At 58.8% G+C, this 15,660-nt stretch carries 16 protein-coding genes; 7 read left to right on the top strand and 9 right to left on the bottom strand.

The annotated features are described in order from the left end of the window. Positions 1 to 129 precede the first annotated feature (129 nt). The gene (locus JAO77_RS14690; protein ID WP_198991131.1) at positions 130 to 1,035 is read right to left on the bottom strand and encodes a 3-hydroxybutyryl-CoA dehydrogenase; all 906 of its coding nucleotides are present in this window, start codon (positions 1,033 to 1,035) and stop codon (positions 130 to 132) included. Between the two features lie 204 nt (positions 1,036 to 1,239). On the opposite strand from JAO77_RS14690, the gene JAO77_RS14685 reads away from it, so the two are divergent. Further along, positions 1,240 to 1,410 (top strand): lmo0937 family membrane protein, encoded by a 171-nt coding sequence (locus tag JAO77_RS14685; protein ID WP_198991130.1) that lies wholly within the window; start codon positions 1,240 to 1,242, stop codon positions 1,408 to 1,410. A gap of 79 nt (positions 1,411 to 1,489) precedes the next feature. On the opposite strand, the gene JAO77_RS14680 is transcribed toward JAO77_RS14685, so the two are convergent. Further along, a complete protein-coding gene (locus JAO77_RS14680) occupies positions 1,490 to 2,293 on the bottom strand; it encodes a hypothetical protein (RefSeq protein WP_198991129.1) in 804 nt (267 codons plus the stop codon). Positions 2,294 to 2,425: 132 nt separating this feature from the next. Then, positions 2,426 to 4,057, bottom strand: coding sequence for an ABC-F family ATP-binding cassette domain-containing protein (locus tag JAO77_RS14675; protein WP_198991128.1), 1,632 nt, complete (start codon positions 4,055 to 4,057; stop codon positions 2,426 to 2,428). Between the two features lie 281 nt (positions 4,058 to 4,338). Between JAO77_RS14675 and JAO77_RS14670 the strand changes: the two genes are divergently transcribed. Then, positions 4,339 to 4,833 (top strand): DUF4199 domain-containing protein, encoded by a 495-nt coding sequence (locus JAO77_RS14670; protein ID WP_198991127.1) that lies wholly within the window; start codon positions 4,339 to 4,341, stop codon positions 4,831 to 4,833. A 76-nt stretch (positions 4,834 to 4,909) separates the two neighbouring features. On the opposite strand, the gene coaD is transcribed toward JAO77_RS14670, so the two are convergent. The 3 genes from coaD to JAO77_RS14655 form a co-directional block, all read right to left on the bottom strand. Then, a complete protein-coding gene (coaD, locus tag JAO77_RS14665; protein ID WP_198991126.1) occupies positions 4,910 to 5,377 on the bottom strand; it encodes a pantetheine-phosphate adenylyltransferase in 468 nt (155 codons plus the stop codon). 98 nt (positions 5,378 to 5,475) lie between these two features. Next, a complete protein-coding gene (locus JAO77_RS14660; RefSeq protein WP_198991125.1) occupies positions 5,476 to 6,369 on the bottom strand; it encodes a DUF3822 family protein in 894 nt (297 codons plus the stop codon). Between the two features lie 119 nt (positions 6,370 to 6,488). Further along, a complete protein-coding gene (locus JAO77_RS14655; protein WP_198991124.1) occupies positions 6,489 to 6,980 on the bottom strand; it encodes an NUDIX domain-containing protein in 492 nt (163 codons plus the stop codon). A 155-nt stretch (positions 6,981 to 7,135) separates the two neighbouring features. Between JAO77_RS14655 and JAO77_RS14650 the strand changes: the two genes are divergently transcribed. The 3 genes from JAO77_RS14650 (at position 7,136) to JAO77_RS14640 (ending at position 10,797) form a co-directional block, all read left to right on the top strand. Next, entirely contained in the window at positions 7,136 to 8,644 is a 1,509-nt protein-coding gene (locus JAO77_RS14650; protein ID WP_198991123.1) for an ArnT family glycosyltransferase, read from the top strand. Between the two features lie 219 nt (positions 8,645 to 8,863). Continuing rightward, on the top strand, positions 8,864 to 10,357 hold the full coding sequence (locus tag JAO77_RS14645; RefSeq protein WP_198991122.1) for an ArnT family glycosyltransferase: 1,494 nt from the start codon (positions 8,864 to 8,866) through the stop codon (positions 10,355 to 10,357). 14 nt (positions 10,358 to 10,371) lie between these two features. Then, complete coding sequence (locus tag JAO77_RS14640) at positions 10,372 to 10,797, top strand: PaaI family thioesterase (RefSeq protein ID WP_198991121.1); 426 nt, start codon at positions 10,372 to 10,374, stop codon at positions 10,795 to 10,797. A 67-nt stretch (positions 10,798 to 10,864) separates the two neighbouring features. Here the strand turns inward: JAO77_RS14640 and JAO77_RS14635 are convergent, their stop codons facing one another. Then, a complete protein-coding gene (locus tag JAO77_RS14635) occupies positions 10,865 to 11,893 on the bottom strand; it encodes a LacI family DNA-binding transcriptional regulator (protein WP_198991120.1) in 1,029 nt (342 codons plus the stop codon). A gap of 674 nt (positions 11,894 to 12,567) precedes the next feature. Between JAO77_RS14635 and JAO77_RS14630 the strand changes: the two genes are divergently transcribed. After that, positions 12,568 to 14,001 (top strand): ATP-dependent DNA helicase, encoded by a 1,434-nt coding sequence (locus tag JAO77_RS14630; protein ID WP_198991119.1) that lies wholly within the window; start codon positions 12,568 to 12,570, stop codon positions 13,999 to 14,001. Positions 14,002 to 14,188: 187 nt separating this feature from the next. Further along, on the top strand, positions 14,189 to 14,695 hold the full coding sequence (locus JAO77_RS14625) for a DUF1573 domain-containing protein (RefSeq protein ID WP_198991118.1): 507 nt from the start codon (positions 14,189 to 14,191) through the stop codon (positions 14,693 to 14,695). A 109-nt stretch (positions 14,696 to 14,804) separates the two neighbouring features. On the opposite strand, the gene JAO77_RS14620 is transcribed toward JAO77_RS14625, so the two are convergent. Both JAO77_RS14620 and JAO77_RS14615 read right to left on the bottom strand, forming a co-directional pair. Next, the gene (locus JAO77_RS14620; protein WP_198991117.1) at positions 14,805 to 15,245 is read right to left on the bottom strand and encodes a type II toxin-antitoxin system RatA family toxin; all 441 of its coding nucleotides are present in this window, start codon (positions 15,243 to 15,245) and stop codon (positions 14,805 to 14,807) included. A gap of 15 nt (positions 15,246 to 15,260) precedes the next feature. After that, the gene (locus tag JAO77_RS14615) at positions 15,261 to 15,641 is read right to left on the bottom strand and encodes a DUF423 domain-containing protein (RefSeq protein WP_198991116.1); all 381 of its coding nucleotides are present in this window, start codon (positions 15,639 to 15,641) and stop codon (positions 15,261 to 15,263) included. Between the last annotated feature and the right edge of the window lie 19 nt (positions 15,642 to 15,660).

Raw genomic sequence — 15,660 nt, 5'->3', positions numbered from 1 at the left:
ATACTGCGGCTTTTCTCATTTTGCACTCTAGTCAGCTTGCGTGGCCTAGCGAGTAAGTCGTTCGCAAACAGTCATGACATTTCGCACCCTAGCCTAGTCAGCTTGCGGAGCAAGCGTATCCGTTAAATCTTATAAATCCGTTTGAATCTGCGGTCTGAAGTAAGGGGCCACTACCAAGTCCTTCGATCCGGCGGTGTATTGGTAAAAGCCTTCGCCGGATTTCACCCCTAGGCGGCCGGCCATCACCATGTTTACCAGCAGCGGGCAGGGCGCATACTTGGGGTTGCCAAAGCCGTCGTGCAATACGCGCAGGATGGCTAGGCACACGTCGAGGCCGATAAAGTCGGCCAGCTGCAGCGGGCCCATGGGGTGGGCCATGCCGAGCTTCATCACCGTATCAATTTCTTCTACGCCGGCCACGCCCTCGAAGAGGTTAATAATGGCCTCGTTAATCATGGGCATCAGAATGCGGTTGGCCACGAAGCCAGGGTAGTCGTTGACTTCAGTAGGCGTTTTGCCGAGCTGGCGCGACAAATCCATCACGCGCTGTGTCACCTCGTCGGAGGTAGCGTAGCCCCGAATTACCTCCACCAGCTTCATCACCGGCACGGGGTTCATAAAGTGCATGCCAATGACCTGGGCCGGGCGCTTGGTAACGGCCGCAATCTTGGTAATCGAAATCGACGACGTGTTACTGGCCAAGATGGCCCCGGCGGGCGCGTACTGGTCGAGGTCTCGGAAAATCTGGAGCTTGAGGTCCACATTTTCGGTGGCGGCTTCTACTACAAGCTCGGCGCCGGCCACGCCCGCTTCGAGGCTGGTGAAGGTGCGCAGCCGACCTAGCGTGGCCGTTTTGTCGTCCTCGCTCAGGGTCGCCTTGGCTACTTGGCGGTCGAGGTTCTTGGTGATGGTGGCCATGCCCCGGTCGAGGGCGAGCTGATTGATGTCGATGAGCGAAACGGCGAAGCCGTGCTGGGCAAACACGTGGGCAATGCCATTGCCCATAGTACCCGAACCGATAACGGCAACTTGCATGGGTGGGAGCGTTAGTAGAGGCGGAAAAGAGCTAATTCTGTCGCGCAAAATTACTCGCCAGCCTTCCGGCAGCCGGGATGTTGCCCACAATAGTCAAAATTATAATAACAAATTCATCCTTTTTTTGGCGACGTCGTACAATGCCTCAGAAGGCCCAGAAAGCCTTTTACCACCCTTCCAATCTTAACACGTCTCCTTTCACTCATGGGTAACCTCCTGTATCTCATCGCCGTCATCCTCATCATCGTATGGGCCCTCGGCTTCTTCGGCATCCTAGGCACTGGTATTGCCGGCAATAACCTGATTCACATCCTACTAGTAATTGCTATCGTAGCTATTCTGCTGCGTGTTATCAGCGGCCGTCGCCCTGTATAAAGCTAGTAGCTAGAACACTATAAAAAAGCCTCCGCTGCCCTAGGGTAGCAGAGGCTTTTTTGTGGGTCACATTTGTCGGCTAGCGTCCGATGTTAAACAAGAAGTTAAACCGGATGACGGGGTTGGGATAAATGCTGTTGTAGTCATCCTGAAAATTGTAGAGCAGCACAATATCAGCGGCGGCGCGGTTGCTAATCTGCGAGCGGTAGCCAGCCCCAAGCAGCGGCGTTTGCACCGAGCGCGTCACTTTGCCGGTGTAGTAGTTATTTTGGTCAAAGCCCAGTAGTTCTGCCCGCGTTACTTCATACTCCGCGTGCACAAAGAACTGGTTATACACCATAAACTGCGCAAATCCTTTAACCCCAAAGCTACTGGTATTGAGGCTAACACTGCCGCCACGGCCATTGTCCTGACCGTAGTAGTTATAAGCGTAGCTAATGCCCGGCCCAATAGAAAAGCGGTCGCTGACGCGGTAACCAATAGCCGGTGAAATGCTGAAATTGAAGTTGCTCAGGCCGAAGTACGAGCTGTAGCCCAGCCCGATACCCGAGTACACAAACATTTTGGTGTACTGCTCGGCGTGCTGCTCTAGAGCTTTGCGCTTCTGCTCGCGCTCGGGCAGCTCCAGGCCCGAGGGGCTGTACGTGTCGGGCTGGGGCAGGTCAGCGTTGGCGGGGGTAGTGGGTGTGGGCGTTGTGGTGGCTGGAGTCTCGACCGGGGTAGTGGGCGGCACGGGTGCGGGGGCCGGTGTCACTACCGGGGCGGGAGCCGGTATTACCACGGGCGCCGTGTTCAGCACCGGTTTTTCTTGAGCCCAGCTGCGACCAGGAGCTAGCAGCGCTACTGCACCTAGCAGCAGCGACGGGAAAAGCAAACGCTTCATTGGGGAGAAGTAAGAAGTAAGAATTATGAATTAAAAATTACTGATTAGGAGCAGATTGACTAAAAATTGCTTCCCAAGCAAGCCTAGGAAGCAATTCATAATCTCTAATTCATAATCTTTAACTTAGTCTGCCTAGGCCAGTTGGTACATCTTCTGGCGCTGCGCCTTCAGCGTCTCGTCGGCTAGGTATTCTTCGTAGTTCATGCGGCGGTCGATGATGCCATCGGGCGTGAGCTCGATGATGCGGTTGGCCACCGTGTCAATAAACTGCAAATCGTGCGAGGCGAAGATAAGCGAGCCCGTAAAGTCTTTGAGGCCGTTGTTTAGGGCCTGAATGCTTTCCAAATCTAAATGGTTCGTGGGGTCGTCGAGTACCAGTACGTTGCCGCTTTCGAGCATCATCTTGCTCAGCATGCAGCGCACTTTCTCGCCCCCGCTCAGCACGTTAGGCTTCTTCTGGCTTTCCTCGCCCGAGAACAGCATACGGCCCAGCCAGCCGCGCACAAAGCTCTCGTCTTTCTCTACCGAGTACTGGCGCAACCAGTCCACAAGGTTCATATTATCGGCCTGGAAGTAAGCGCTGTTCTCCTTCGGGAAATAGCTCGGTGTGATAGTAGTGCCCCACTTGTAGTCACCTTTGTCGGCCTTGGCCTCGCCAAAGATGATGTCAAATAGGAGGGAAGCAGCCCGGTCGTCGCGGCCCACAATGGCTACTTTATCGCCCTTGTCGAGCGAAAACGACACGTTTTTCAGTACCGGGTGACCGTCCACCGACTTGCTGATGCCTTCTACGCTCAGCAGCTGGTTGCCAGCTTCGCGCTCGGGCTTGAAGGCAATGTAGGGGTAGCGGCGCGACGAAGGCTTAATTTCTTCCAGCGTCAGCTTTTGCAGCAGCTTTTGGCGGCTGGTAGCCTGCTTGCTCTTCGAGGCGTTGGCCGAGAAGCGGCGTACAAACTCTTCGAGCTCCTTGCGCTTGTCCTCGGTTTTCTTGTTCACTTCTTGGCGCTGGCGCAGCGCGAGCTGGCTGCTCTCATACCAGAAGGTGTAGTTGCCGGGGTACATCGTGATTTTCGAGAAGTCGAGGTCTGCCATGTAGTTACACACGGCGTCCAAGAAGTGCCGGTCGTGGCTTACAACGATAACGGTGTTCTCAAAATTGTCGAGGAAGTTCTCCAGCCACAGCACGCTCTCGGCGTCGAGGTTGTTGGTTGGTTCGTCGAGCAGCAGCACGTCGGGGTTGCCAAACAGGGCCTGGGCCAGCAGCACGCGCACCTTTTCGCTGGCGCCTAGGTCGGCCATCAGGGCGTAGTGCTTGTCTTCCGTGATGCCGAGGCCACTCAGCAGTTCGGCCGCCTTGTACTCGGCGTCCCAGCCTTCCATGTCGGCAAACTCGCCTTCTAGCACACCTAGGCGCTCGCCGTCGGCGTCGGTGGCCGTGCCGGCGTCATACTTAGCGTAAAGCGCGTCCTTTTCCTTCATCACGTCGGCCAGCTTCTGATGGCCTTGGATGACGGTTTTCAGTACTTCCTGGTCGTCGTAGGCAAACTGGTTCTGCTTAAGCACGGCCAGGCGCTGGCCAGCCGGCATTTCGACCGAGCCCGTGTTGGGCTCAATCTCGCCCGAAAGAATTTTTAGAAAGGTGGATTTGCCCGCCCCGTTGGCCCCGATGAGGCCGTACACGTTGCCGGGCAGAAACTTCACCGTTACGTCTTCAAACAGTACCCGCTTGCCGTAGCGCAAGCTCACGTTGGTGGTCGAAATCATCTAAGCCAGAATAAAAACTACAAATAGCCCTGCAAAAATACAGCGTCCCCCGGGTTTGCCGCATGGGCGCCCTGGGGCCCTAGGGTAGCTAACACCCCCGCCCGCCAATTTGTGCCCTGCGCCAGCCACCAATGGCTAGCTGGTAATGGTTGAGCTTAGGGCGCCACTCAGCAGTTTTTAGGTGACCTAGGCACAACACCAAGCCCCGAAAAACAGTATAGCTGCTTAGGCCGCCGCACTAGTTGGCTTGGCGGCTTTCTCACCTCACGTACTTGTCTTTTATGGCTGCCCATTCCACTTCCATTACGCCTGTTCTGACCCCCGAACGAAACGGCTTCCGCTACGGCCTCATCACGGCGGCTGTACTCTGCGTCTACACACTAGTGGCCGCGCTGCTCGGCTTTTTCTCACGCATCGAGGCCGGTTCGCTTGATGTACTTATCCTCATCATCGGCTCGGTATTAGCGATTCGCAACTACCGCAACGTGCGTGGCGAGCATATGTCTTACCTCGGTGGCTATGGCACGGGCATTATTGCAGCGCTGGTGGCCTCCATCATCTTAGGACTGTTTTTTGTTATCCTGACGGTAGTAATGCCTAGCTCGATGGACCTCACGCAGGTCGAAAATCTATTTGGCTTTGATTTATCGGTTGTGATTGCCTTGCTGGCCATTGTGCTGCTGGGCGCTATGACGGGGGTTATTACCTCCCTGGTGGCCATGCAGTACTACAAAGTGCAGGTATCGAACCCGCTGCAAATGCTGGAAGAAAGCTAGGATAGTCCTTCTCTTACTAAAAAAGCCCCGACTTCTACCAAGAAGTCGGGGCTTTTTTAGTTTGGTCACACCACGCTCAGCTTTGCGCTCTAGGTAGGGCAAACGGCACAAACTGGTTTACATCGCCGCCGAAGCGATGAATCTCGCGGATGATGGTGCTGCTGATGGCCGCCAGCAGCGGCGAGGTGATAAGGAACACCGTTTCCAGGGCCGGGTTAACGTGGCGGTTGGCCTGGGCAATGGTGTTTTCGTACTCAAAATCGGTAGTATTGCGCAAGCCGCGCAGCAAGTAGCGCGCCCCCGTATCGCGGGCAAAATCGGCGGTGAGGCCGCGGTAGCTGCGCACCGACACCCGCGGCTCGTCCCGGAACAGCTCAGCTATCTGCTGCTCCATCCACTCCACGGGCAGGTAGCGCTGCTTGCTGCTATTGTTGCCGATGGCGATAATGATTTCATCGAACAGCTCGGCGCCCCGGCGCACCACGTCGAGGTGCCCGTTGGTAAACGGGTCGAAAGAGCCGGGGAAAAGCGCAATCTTTTTCATTTAACAAGCAAGTAGGTATCCGTTAACAGCCCAGTGATGCAGTTATCATTAGTCTGCTAAATGATAACTGATAGTTACCCAGATGAAATGTAAAGGCCCTAGGCGCAAAAAGCGAGGCTGAACAGCTCGAAGTGGCGGCACTCGGCCAGCTCATTGAGGCGGTAGCTGTATTGCAGGCCGAAGGGGCGGCTGCCAAAACGCAGGTAGCGCACGTAGGTGCGCAGCAGCGTGAAGATGGCCGACTCGCTGGTGAGGTCGCCCCAGATAGCCACGGTATCCTGGTCGGGGTTAAGGCCCAGCTCCTGCATTACCAGAATGGTGTAGTAAACGGCATCTTCGGGCGTGCTGATGGCGAACACGTTGCAAAACTCCAGCTGCGCGCCCAGCACCACTAGCGTCAGCTCGGGGCCGGCCAGGTGCAGGTAGAGCTGCCGGGTGGGGGCGGCCGGGCCGCGCTGGTGCAGCAGCCCGGCTACCAGGGCGCTGGTGTGGTGCAGCAGGCGCGCCGACGGGCCGTGGGTAGCGTGCAGCCACTCGGCCACCGCCGCCTCCACGGCAAAAATGCTCACGAGCTCGTGCGCGGCCGAGCCGGGCGGCAGGGCGTAGGCCAGGGCCTGCTCGGTAGCCCCTAGGGGGTGGTGCAGGCCCAGGTACGCGGCCTCGTCGCCGGGCCGAAACAGGGGCGCGGGCAGCAGCGTGAAGGCCCCGCCGCCCACTGCCAGCCGCACGCCGGCCCAGCCGGTGCGGCCCAGCAGCTCGTGGCCGGCCGCCAGGGCCGGCAGAGCCGTGGGGGTGGCCAGTGTCCAGTCCTCCAGCACCAGCACTTTTTGGCGGGCCGCCTCGCGCACCGTCAAGCGGCAGTGGCCCTCAGTGAGGAGAATATCGAGGTGGTAGGCACCTAGGCGGGCCGGGTCGAAGGCCTCATCGTGCAGCTGCGCCACGGGAGCAGGCGGCAGGGCCGACGAGGGCGGAAGAATAGCAGTAGCAAGCACGGGCAAAAGCGGCAGCCGCTGGCAGCCACCAGCCGTAAAAGTAGCATGCCGCCCCCACCAATGCGTGCCGTGTACCGCTCTGGCCCGGCGCGGAGCTTGGGCGGAGTGCTAGCTCACAGTTAGTTAAGTAGCTGCTGGGGTACAAAAACATCGTCGATGCTGAGCAGGCCGCGCAGCACGGGATGCACCTGCGCGGGCGGCAAGGCTAGCAACTGGCGCGGGCTAAACCAGGCCAGCTCGGCCAGCAGCTGGCGCTCGGGGGCGTGCTCGGGGTCGTGGCCGAGCCGCGGCACTGCGGCGGGGTCGTCGGGCTGCACTTCAAAAAAAAGCTCCAGCGCTTGTAGCTCACCCTGCCGAAACTCGTGCAGGTGCAGCAGCCGGCCGGCTTGCACGGCCAGCCCAGTTTCTTCTAAAAACTCGCGCCGCACTGCCTCGCGCAGCGACTCGCCAAACACCCAGCCCCCGCCGGGTGGCGACCAGAAGGGGGCGCCATCGGCCAGCAGCCCGCGGTGGGCGGCTAGCAGCAGCGTGCCTTCGCGCAGCAGCACGCCGCCTACTCGCACCCGCACCTGCCCAGCGTAGGGGCGCAGTAAGTCATCAGTTTGTACCATAGTTGTAGTCAGGCCAAGCTTCTTACCAAAGCTTGAAGTCGAAAGCGTAGCCCTGCCCTAACGTGTAGGGTGGCCCAGCGGTTGGCCTGCTGGCCCGGCCGGCCCCTGGGGCGGCGGCTATCTTTGCCCGGTGCCAGGTTGGCGCGTAAGCATTTATGCTGAAAAAATACGAAATAATTTTAACTGTTCTGGCCCTGCTGCTGATTGGGTCACCGCTAGCTTTCGACCTAGGTGCCCTACCTATCCAGAGCTGGGACGAAGCCCGCCAGGCGGTCAATTCCTTGGAAATGCTGCGCTCGGGCGGGCAGTGGCTCATCACCACCTTCGACCACCGCCCCGACCTCTGGAACACCAAGCCCCCGCTGCTTATCTGGCTGCAGGCTATGAGCCTGGGCCTGCTGGGGCCAACCGAAGTGGCGGTGCGGCTGCCGTCGCTACTGGCCTCGCTGGGGGTAGTAGTGCTGCTGTACCTGGCGGGCTGCCGGGTGGGGCGCCCCGGCCTGGGCCTGCTGGCCGGGGCGCTGCTCGTGACGATGCCTGGCTACCGCGGCCCGCACCTGGCCCGCAGCGGCGACTACGATGCCCTGCTTTGCTTCTGGGTGCTGGGGCAGCTGCTGGCCACCTTCGCTTACACCGAAACCGGACGGCGACGTTACCTGTTTGCGGCAGCCGTGGCCGTGGGCGGAGCCGTGCTTACCAAGAGCGTGGCGGGGCTGCTGGGCCTGCCCAGCCTGGTGCTCTACGTGCTGCTGGAAAAGAAACTACTGACTACGCTGCGCCGCCCCGCCTTCTGGGGGGCCGTGGCAGTGGGCCTGGCGGGCCCGGTGAGCTACTACCTGCTGCGCGAGTGGGCGCTGCCGGGCTACCTGGCTGCCGTGTGGAATAATGAGCTGGGCGGGCGCTATGCCCACGACTTGTCGTATGGCCCGCACCCGCTGCTGTTTCATGTCAACAACCTCGTGAAGTACCAGTGCCGCTACTGGCTGCCGCTGTTGCCGCTGGTGGGGTTTCTGGTGGTGGGGCCCGCCTCGGCGAGCCGCCGCCTAGGTGCCTTACTAGGGTTGTTTTTGCTGGAGTGGCTGGCCGTCATTACATTTTCTGAAACCAAGTTTGAGTGGTACACGGGCCCCATGCTGCCAGCGCTGGCTCTGCTGCTGGCGCTGGGGGCGGGGGCGGCTTACACTAGGGCCCAGTGCTGGCTGCCAGCCTGGGTGCAGCGCGCTTGGTGGCGCCCGCTGCTGGGCGGCGCGCTAGCTGTGGGATTGGTCGCCATTCCGCTAGGCCGGGTGTTCTACTGGATAAAGCAGGAGCGCTCGGGCTACCAGGTGTGGGGCGAGTACCGCGCCTACACCGCCTACGTGCGCGACTACCGCCCGGCCAAAACCCCGGCGCACATCCTGGCTTACTACGACGATAACTATTTCGGTAGCTTACACTTCTACCAACAAACGCTGCGCGCACGCGGGCTGCACCTGCGCTGCTGCGGCCCCGACAGCCTGCCCGCCACGCTAGCCTCTGGCACTCAAGTATTGGTGTGCCTGCCCGAATTGCGTGCACGCTTGCAGCGACGCTATGCCGTGCGCCTCGTCGACCAGCGCGAGACCTGCACCCTATATGAAGTCACTGGCCCGGCCGCTGTTACTGAGCTGCTGGGCAAGCTTTGATGAGAAGGAAAAGTGACAAGAGGCTACGTTCTCGTTTTTGCCAGCAGCTAAAATGGAGGGTGGGTTGCCCTGCAGGGCACGCAATCTTTGTGAACAGAGCAGAACCTCGGCCTTCCTCGGTGCTAGTTCTGTTTCAGCTGCTTAGGGTGCAATTAGGTAGTTATATTGTAGGCATTTATGTCGAAAAAAAGTGAAGTTTTATTGACTATTCTAGCCTTTGTGCTTCTCACGTTGCCGCTGGCTTTTGACTTAGGGCAAGTGCCGCTCCAAACCGACGACGAGGCACGGCAGGCTGTGAATGCATTGGAGATGTTGCGCTCGAATGGGCAGTGGTTGGTAACAACATTCAATCATCAACCCGACCTCTGGAATACGAAGCCTCCGCTACTTATCTGGCTGCAGGCGCTGAGTATGCACTGGCTAGGACCTACTGCGCTGGCTGTGCGCGTGCCCTCCCTCTTAGCTGATGTGGGAATATTGGGGTGGCTTTATCTCGCGGGGCGGCGGCTCGGTAAGCCGGGCATAGGCCTGCTGGCGGGGGGGGTGCTTGTCACAATGGGGGGCTTTCGCAGTCCGCACGTCGCCCGTAGCGGCGACTACGATGCCCTGCTGTGCTGCTGGGTGCTTGGGCAACTAGTGGCTACTTTTATTTATGTAGAAACTGGCCGGGCCCGCTATCTAGTGCTAGCAGCTGGTACAGTAGGGGCAGCTGTGCTTACCAAAGGCGTAGCCGGGCTGCTGGGTGTGCCTAGCTTAGCGCTATACCTACTGCTAGAAAAAAAGCTGTGGGCTACGCTGCGCAAGCCAGAATGCTGGCTTGCCGTTGCCACCGCCCTAGTGGGGCCGGTGCTTTTTTACGCATTGCGCGAGCACGCTCTCCCAGGCTACCTGGCTGCGGTATGGAATAATGAGCTAGGCGGGAGGTTTGCGCACGACTTGATTAATGAGGTACTACCCGGCTGCCCCACCGGGACGGGCCTGCCCCCGATATCGACTCTGTTCTACGTTCGTGATTTCTTCGGCTATCAGTGTCAGCTGTGGGTGCCTTTCTTGCCCCTTGCCGGGTTGCTCGTGTTCGCGCCGCCGCCCGTACGCCGCCTAGGGGTATTGCTGAGTGTGTTCATAATTAGCTGGATGCTGCTTATTACGCTGTCCAAGACAAAACACTATTGGTACGTAGCGCCGATGATGCCGGCGCTGGCTCTCTTAATAGCGCTTGGGATGGGGGCAGCCTATGGCCATGTGCGGACCTGGCTACCAGCTACCATTCGGTACGCACGGTGGAGCCAGCTACTGGGTGGGGCGCTTGCTATAGCCTTGCTTGTATTGCCCTATGGCCGAGCTTTTTACTGGCTGTTGCTGGAGCGGCAGAGTACAATGGTATGGGGTAGCGAACACGCGTATAGCACCTATGTGCGCGACTACCAGCCTGCTAAAACGCCCGCGCACCTGCTGATTTATTATCCCAATTGCTATATCGGCGGCCTGCAGTTTTACCAAGAAGTATCGGTTAGCCGAGGGTTGTTGCTTCAAACCTATAGCCCATCCGAACTCCCCCTAACGCTGGCCCCCGGCGCCCAGGTATTGGTATGTATGCCCGACCTGCGCGCACGTCTGCTACAACACTACGCCGTGCGCCTCGTCGACCAGCGCGAGAGCTGCACCTTGTATGAGGTAACGGGCCCGGCTGCTGAGCCACTTGCCACCAATTAATTATTCTGTCATTTATGTCTGACTCCTCTCTGCTTCCCACCGCTGACCTGGAAACCCGCATTCGCCGCAAGCTCGAGCGCCAGCACTTTATGCACCTCATTGGGGCCGACCTCACCCGCATTGAGCCTGGCCGCATTGAGGCCGAACTGGCCCTAGGTCAGCAGCACCAGCAGCAGCGGGGCTTTGCCCACGGCGGCCTGGTGGCCACTATGGCTGACCTGGCGGCGGGCTTTGCCGCCGTCACGCTCGTGCCCGATGAGGTGGGCGTGGTCACGTCCGACCTCAAGGTGAGCTACCTCAATCCCGGCGTGGGCACCCGGCTCAAGGCCATTGGCTGGGTGCTTAAGGCCGGGCGGCGCCTGCACTTCTGCGAAGCCGAAGTGTGGTGCGACGACGTGCTCGTGGCCAAGGCCTCGGCTACCATGGCTGTGGTGCAATAGGTTATTAGTGCGTAGTTATTGGTGCTTAGGGCATAACAACTATGCCCTAAGCACCAATAACTACGCACTATACACTATGCACTAAGCTTGCGGTAGAGCCCCGCACGATAAGCTCGGCCGGTAGCTCTACGCTTTGGGTGGCCAGCAAGGGCTTTTTCTCAATAATGGCGCTGAACAGCAGGCGGGCGGCCTCGCGGCCAATTTCGTAGGCCGGCTGCGTGACGGTGGAAAGGGGCGGCGCCAGTAGTGAGGCGATTTCTAGGTTCGAAAAGCCGATGACTTTGACATCCTGCGGGATGGTCCGGCCTAGCTCTTGGCAGGCCTGGTAGGCACTGAGGGCCAGCCGCCCGGTGGAGGCAAATAGCCCATCAATATCGGGCCGCCGCTGCAGTAGGGCCCTGATAGCGCCGGTGTTCTCGTCGTTCGAGCCGCCGCTTTCGAGCAGCAGGTCGGGGTCGAGGGCTAGGCCGTGGGCCCCTAGGGCAGCCTCGTAGCCCCGCTGGCGCTGGTTGCCGATGGAGAGCTTGCCCGACATCAGCAAATAGGCTATGTGGCGGCAGCCGGTGCTAAGTAAGTGCTCGGTAGCCTGGTAAGCTGCGTCGAAGTCGTTGGTGGTGACAGTAGCCGTACCTAGGGCGTCGCTCACGCGGTCGAAGAACACCAGCGGTACGCCCCGGCTGCTCAGCTGCTCGAAGTGAGCGGGGCCCTGGGTTTCGCCGGCCAGCGAGATGAGCACGCCATCGACCCGGCCCCGGGTAAGCTGCCGTGTTACCTGGGCCTCGAGGTCGTAGCTATCGTGGGTGAGGCAAATGAGCATGTGGTAGCCGTTTTGGCGCGCCACTTCCTCAATGCCATCAATAGCCAGCGAAAAAAAACGGTCGTTTACCTCCGGCACTACTACGCCGATGGTGTGGCTAAGCTGGTTGCGCAGCCCGCTGGCGTAAGCGTGGGGCTGGTAGTGTAGCTCGGCCGCCATGGCCTGTACACGGCGCTTGGTTTCGGCACTGATGTCGGAGCCGTTGCGCAGCGCGCGCGACACGGTAGAAGAAGCCAGACCTAGCTGTTGCGCCAGTTGCTTCAGGGTAACGGAGGACACAGGAGTGAAAGAAAAGGGTAGGAATGAGCCCTGCAAGCTAAGCAGGAAGCCGGGATAAACTTGTACGCTACCTAGGTCTGGTAAAGATGACATTGGCTAGCGCAGGTTAGCTTGCCTACCTTAGCTATACCAAAAAAGCGCTGCCGCAGTCGCAATGATGCAGTCAGAAACTATGTATTATCCCTGTGGGGTGCGCTGGCAGCAGCAAGACGGCTTTCTGCTATGGCAAGACCCACCCGAGCCGGCGCGCGAGAGCATTTGGGTTGACACGCAGAGCATGGCGCCGCTTTTCGCAACAGCGCCTGCCTTGGCTGCTTTTGCGCAGCACCTAGGGTACGAGCTAGTAAAGCAAGTGCCTCCACTAATAGACTTAGACAGCGTAGCCAGTTGGCTAAAGAATGATAAAAAGCGCCCACTACACGAATGTTTAGCAGTTTGGAATTTGTTTGATGATGTAGGTGCAGGTACGGGTAAGCCCTTTGCTGGCAACTACAAAACGCCCCTTCGAAACCGAGTTTTTGACCTGCTCTATGCAGATAGTGGCCCTTGGCAAACGCCATCGAAAGCACAGTGGCCTTTAGCGGAGCAAACTTTGCTTCGTGATATATTAACCCAAGGCTTTGCGCTTTGGCAACAGCACGTTTGCTGGCAAGCGTGAGACGTTTATCCTTCTGATGTTAAAAACCCGATTTCCGTCCGTTCGCGACTATTTCCCTTTCGAGCCGACCGACGACCAAGCCACTCTATTCACCCAGCTCGATGCGTTTTTGCGTGACCCACTGCCGGGCCGCAAAGTATTTGTGCTGCGCGGCTATGCCGGCACCGGCAAAACCACCGTGGTGAGCGCCCTGGTGCAGTGGCTGGCGCGCTTGCAGCGCAAATACACCCTGATGGCGCCCACCGGCCGCGCCGCCAAGGTAATGAGCGCCTACGCCGGCGTGCCCGCCAGTACCATTCACAAGAAGATTTATCGCCAAACCAGCGGCGCGCCTACCGAGCGCCTCAGCTTCCAGCGCCAGCCCAACCGCCAGGAGGAAATGCTGTACATCGTGGACGAGGCGTCCATGATATCGGACGAGAAGGCTTTTGGCGAGAGCGGCTTGCTCGACGACCTGATGGGTTACGTCTTTGAGCGCAGCACCAACCGCCTGCTGCTCATCGGCGACACGGCGCAGCTGCCGCCGGTGGGCCAGCTCCTGAGCCCGGCCCTCGACCCCGAGCTGCTCGCGCACCGCTTTCGGGCTCGCGTAGAGGGCGTGGAGCTGCGCCAGGTAATGCGCCAAGCCGAGGCCTCGGGCATCTTGGTCAATGCTACCGAGCTGCGCGAAGAACTGCGCGAGGAGGTGCCTGCTATCCACTTGCATACCAAGGGCTTCAAGGATATGTTCAAGATGGGTGGCGACAAGCTCGAAGACGGCTTGCGCTGGGCCTACCGCAATTTTGGGCACGAGAACACCACCATCATCTGCCGCTCAAACCGCAACGCAAACCAGTACAACCAGCTCATCCGGCGCACGCTGTTCGATGCCGAAGAGGAGATTGAAGCTGGCGACTACATCATGGTGGTGCGCAACAACTACTTCTGGCTACCTAAGGACTCGGAAATCGGCTTCTTAGCCAACGGCGACTTTCTGGAAGTCACCAAGATTATTCGCCGCGAAGAAGTGTTCGGCTGCCGCTTTGCCCAGGCGCGGGTGCGGCTTGTGGACTACCCCGACGAGCCCGAGCTAGAAGTAAAGCTGCTGCTCGATACCCTGCACACCGAAAGCCCCTCGCTGCCCCGCGACCAAAACGAGGCCCTGTACCAAGCCATTGGCGAAGATTACAGCCACCTTACCAAGAAGAGCGAGCGCAATGCCGAGATGCGCAAAGACCCCTACCTCAATGCCTTGCAAATAAAATTTGCCTACGCCCTCACCTGCCATAAAGCGCAGGGCGGCCAGTGGCAGGCAGTATTTGTCGACCACGGCTTTCTGAAGCCCGACGAGCCGGTAGGGGGCGAGTTTGCGCGCTGGCTCTACACGGCCATCACGCGGGCCTCGGAGCGGCTGTTTCTGCTCAACTTTCAGCAGCGGCTCATCGACGAAAGCGAAGTGAGCGAAGAATAGTCCGATTGAAAGGTAAGCCCAGTAATTTGCTTATTCTAAGGAATTGAAAAGCCAGGATTTGGGTTTAGGCGGGGCAGCTTCATGCTGCGGCCACCTAGGCGGGCTAGTTTGGCCCCCGATTTGCCGGGGCCCTCTTCGCGTGTAAATTTGTTTATTCCTCCTACTCCCTTTTTTACTACTACTTGCCATGACTAAAATGCTGCTGTTGGCCCTGGGCCTTGCATTTGCCGGAAGCTACACCGCTCAGGCTCAGACTACTGCTGCTACCACTAAAGCAGCCGGCCCCCAGATTAAGTTTGTGGAAGAGAAGTACGACTTCGGCTCCATCAAGCAGGGCGACATCGTAGACCACGTGTTTAAGTTTAAGAACACGGGCACTCAGCCGCTCGTGATTTCGAATGTGCAAGTGAGCTGCGGCTGCACCGTGCCCGACTGGACGAAGGAGCCCATCGCACCCGGCAAAATGGGTATGATTTCGGCCAAATTCAACTCGGCTGGCAAAATGGGCATGCAAACCAAGGTGCTGACCATCGAGTCGAACTCGGCCGCTGGTGCCGCCACTGTATCGCTGGTAGGCGAGGTGAAAGACCCAAGCACTGCCTCGGCCACTGCCGACGTAAACACGGCTGAGACTGGCAAGCAAAAGACCAAAGACGGCGACGCTAAGGTGAAAGCCAAAATGAAAAAATCGTAATCAGCTAGCTGATTGCTAAATGAAAGGGCGGCCCGGCAATAGTTGCCGGGCCGCCCTTTTTGTAGTCAGTACCTACGTCGAGTTGCTAACCCGGCCAAGTAGAAGCGTGCTACTCAAGGCAATGCTTCAAGTCGCGTAGCCGCTGCCTGACGTTGCGCTGCAAGTTTTGCTTGATGAGCGGTGCCATCAGATTGAACGGAAAGCGGAGGCCAAATGAGTAGAGAAAGGTGACTTCGGTCGTGCCTTTGGTCAACTCTTTGAAGTTCCAGGAACCTAGGAAAGAGCTAAATAGAAAGGGGCCTTTCGTCATTTTCACTGCCGTTACCTTGGGCCGGTTGAAGCTGACGTATTCGGTTTCCATGCCCAGGCCGTTTTTGGCCACGCAGTACGCCTTCACGCCCAGCGCGGCGCTAGTGGCGCCCTCAACTAAGACTGCCTTACGCAGAAAAGTGTCCCACACTAGCCGGTTCGCATAATCCTGCGTGAAGTCAAATATTACCGCTGGCTCAGCGGAAATAGTTACTTTTTCGGAGAATTTTATGGCTTGCATGAGGCGAGGTTTACGCTAAAGCTTACTTACTAGCAGCAGTAGGCGCACCCAGCCCGCAATCAGCAGTAGCCCACCAATGGGCGCCACCGCCCCCAGTTTGGTAATGCCCGTGAAGCACAGCAGGTAGAGCGAGCCGCTAAAGAATAAAATGCCGCCTAGCCACAGCGCCGCCGTGGTGCCGATGGGGCCGCGCAGCTCGGGCCGCGCGGTGGCCAGCACACCCACCGCCAGCAAAGCCAGGGTGTGGTAGAACTGGTAGCGTACCGCGGTTTCGAAGGTATCGAAGCGGCCGCTGGCTTCGAGCATGGCCCGCAGGCCGTGGGCCCCGAAGGCCCCGATGGCTACACCTAGGCCGCCGAGCAGGGCGGCTAGCTGCAGAATAAGACGAGTAGACATAAAAAACGAAAAGTGGCAG

It is taken from the genome of Hymenobacter sp. BT559, assembly GCF_016427535.1.
Taxonomy (GTDB): domain Bacteria; phylum Bacteroidota; class Bacteroidia; order Cytophagales; family Hymenobacteraceae; genus Hymenobacter.
This window is presented reverse-complemented; position numbering and strand designations above follow the sequence as displayed.

Bases quoted from the DNA above. Each gene is read 5' to 3' on its own strand.
- JAO77_RS14690 (WP_198991131.1), bottom strand. From the start codon at position 1,035: ATGCAAGTTGCCGTTATCGGTTCGGGTACTATGGGCAATGGCATTGCC.
- JAO77_RS14685 (WP_198991130.1), top strand. From the start codon at position 1,240: ATGGGTAACCTCCTGTATCTCATCGCCGTCATCCTCATCATCGTATGG.
- JAO77_RS14680 (WP_198991129.1), bottom strand. From the start codon at position 2,293: ATGAAGCGTTTGCTTTTCCCGTCGCTGCTGCTAGGTGCAGTAGCGCTG.
- JAO77_RS14675 (WP_198991128.1), bottom strand. From the start codon at position 4,057: ATGATTTCGACCACCAACGTGAGCTTGCGCTACGGCAAGCGGGTACTG.
- JAO77_RS14670 (WP_198991127.1), top strand. From the start codon at position 4,339: ATGGCTGCCCATTCCACTTCCATTACGCCTGTTCTGACCCCCGAACGA.
- coaD (WP_198991126.1), bottom strand. From the start codon at position 5,377: ATGAAAAAGATTGCGCTTTTCCCCGGCTCTTTCGACCCGTTTACCAAC.
- JAO77_RS14655 (WP_198991124.1), bottom strand. From the start codon at position 6,980: ATGGTACAAACTGATGACTTACTGCGCCCCTACGCTGGGCAGGTGCGG.
- JAO77_RS14650 (WP_198991123.1), top strand. From the start codon at position 7,136: ATGCTGAAAAAATACGAAATAATTTTAACTGTTCTGGCCCTGCTGCTG.
- JAO77_RS14640 (WP_198991121.1), top strand. From the start codon at position 10,372: ATGTCTGACTCCTCTCTGCTTCCCACCGCTGACCTGGAAACCCGCATT.
- JAO77_RS14630 (WP_198991119.1), top strand. From the start codon at position 12,568: ATGTTAAAAACCCGATTTCCGTCCGTTCGCGACTATTTCCCTTTCGAG.
- JAO77_RS14625 (WP_198991118.1), top strand. From the start codon at position 14,189: ATGACTAAAATGCTGCTGTTGGCCCTGGGCCTTGCATTTGCCGGAAGC.
- JAO77_RS14620 (WP_198991117.1), bottom strand. From the start codon at position 15,245: ATGCAAGCCATAAAATTCTCCGAAAAAGTAACTATTTCCGCTGAGCCA.
- JAO77_RS14615 (WP_198991116.1), bottom strand. From the start codon at position 15,641: ATGTCTACTCGTCTTATTCTGCAGCTAGCCGCCCTGCTCGGCGGCCTA.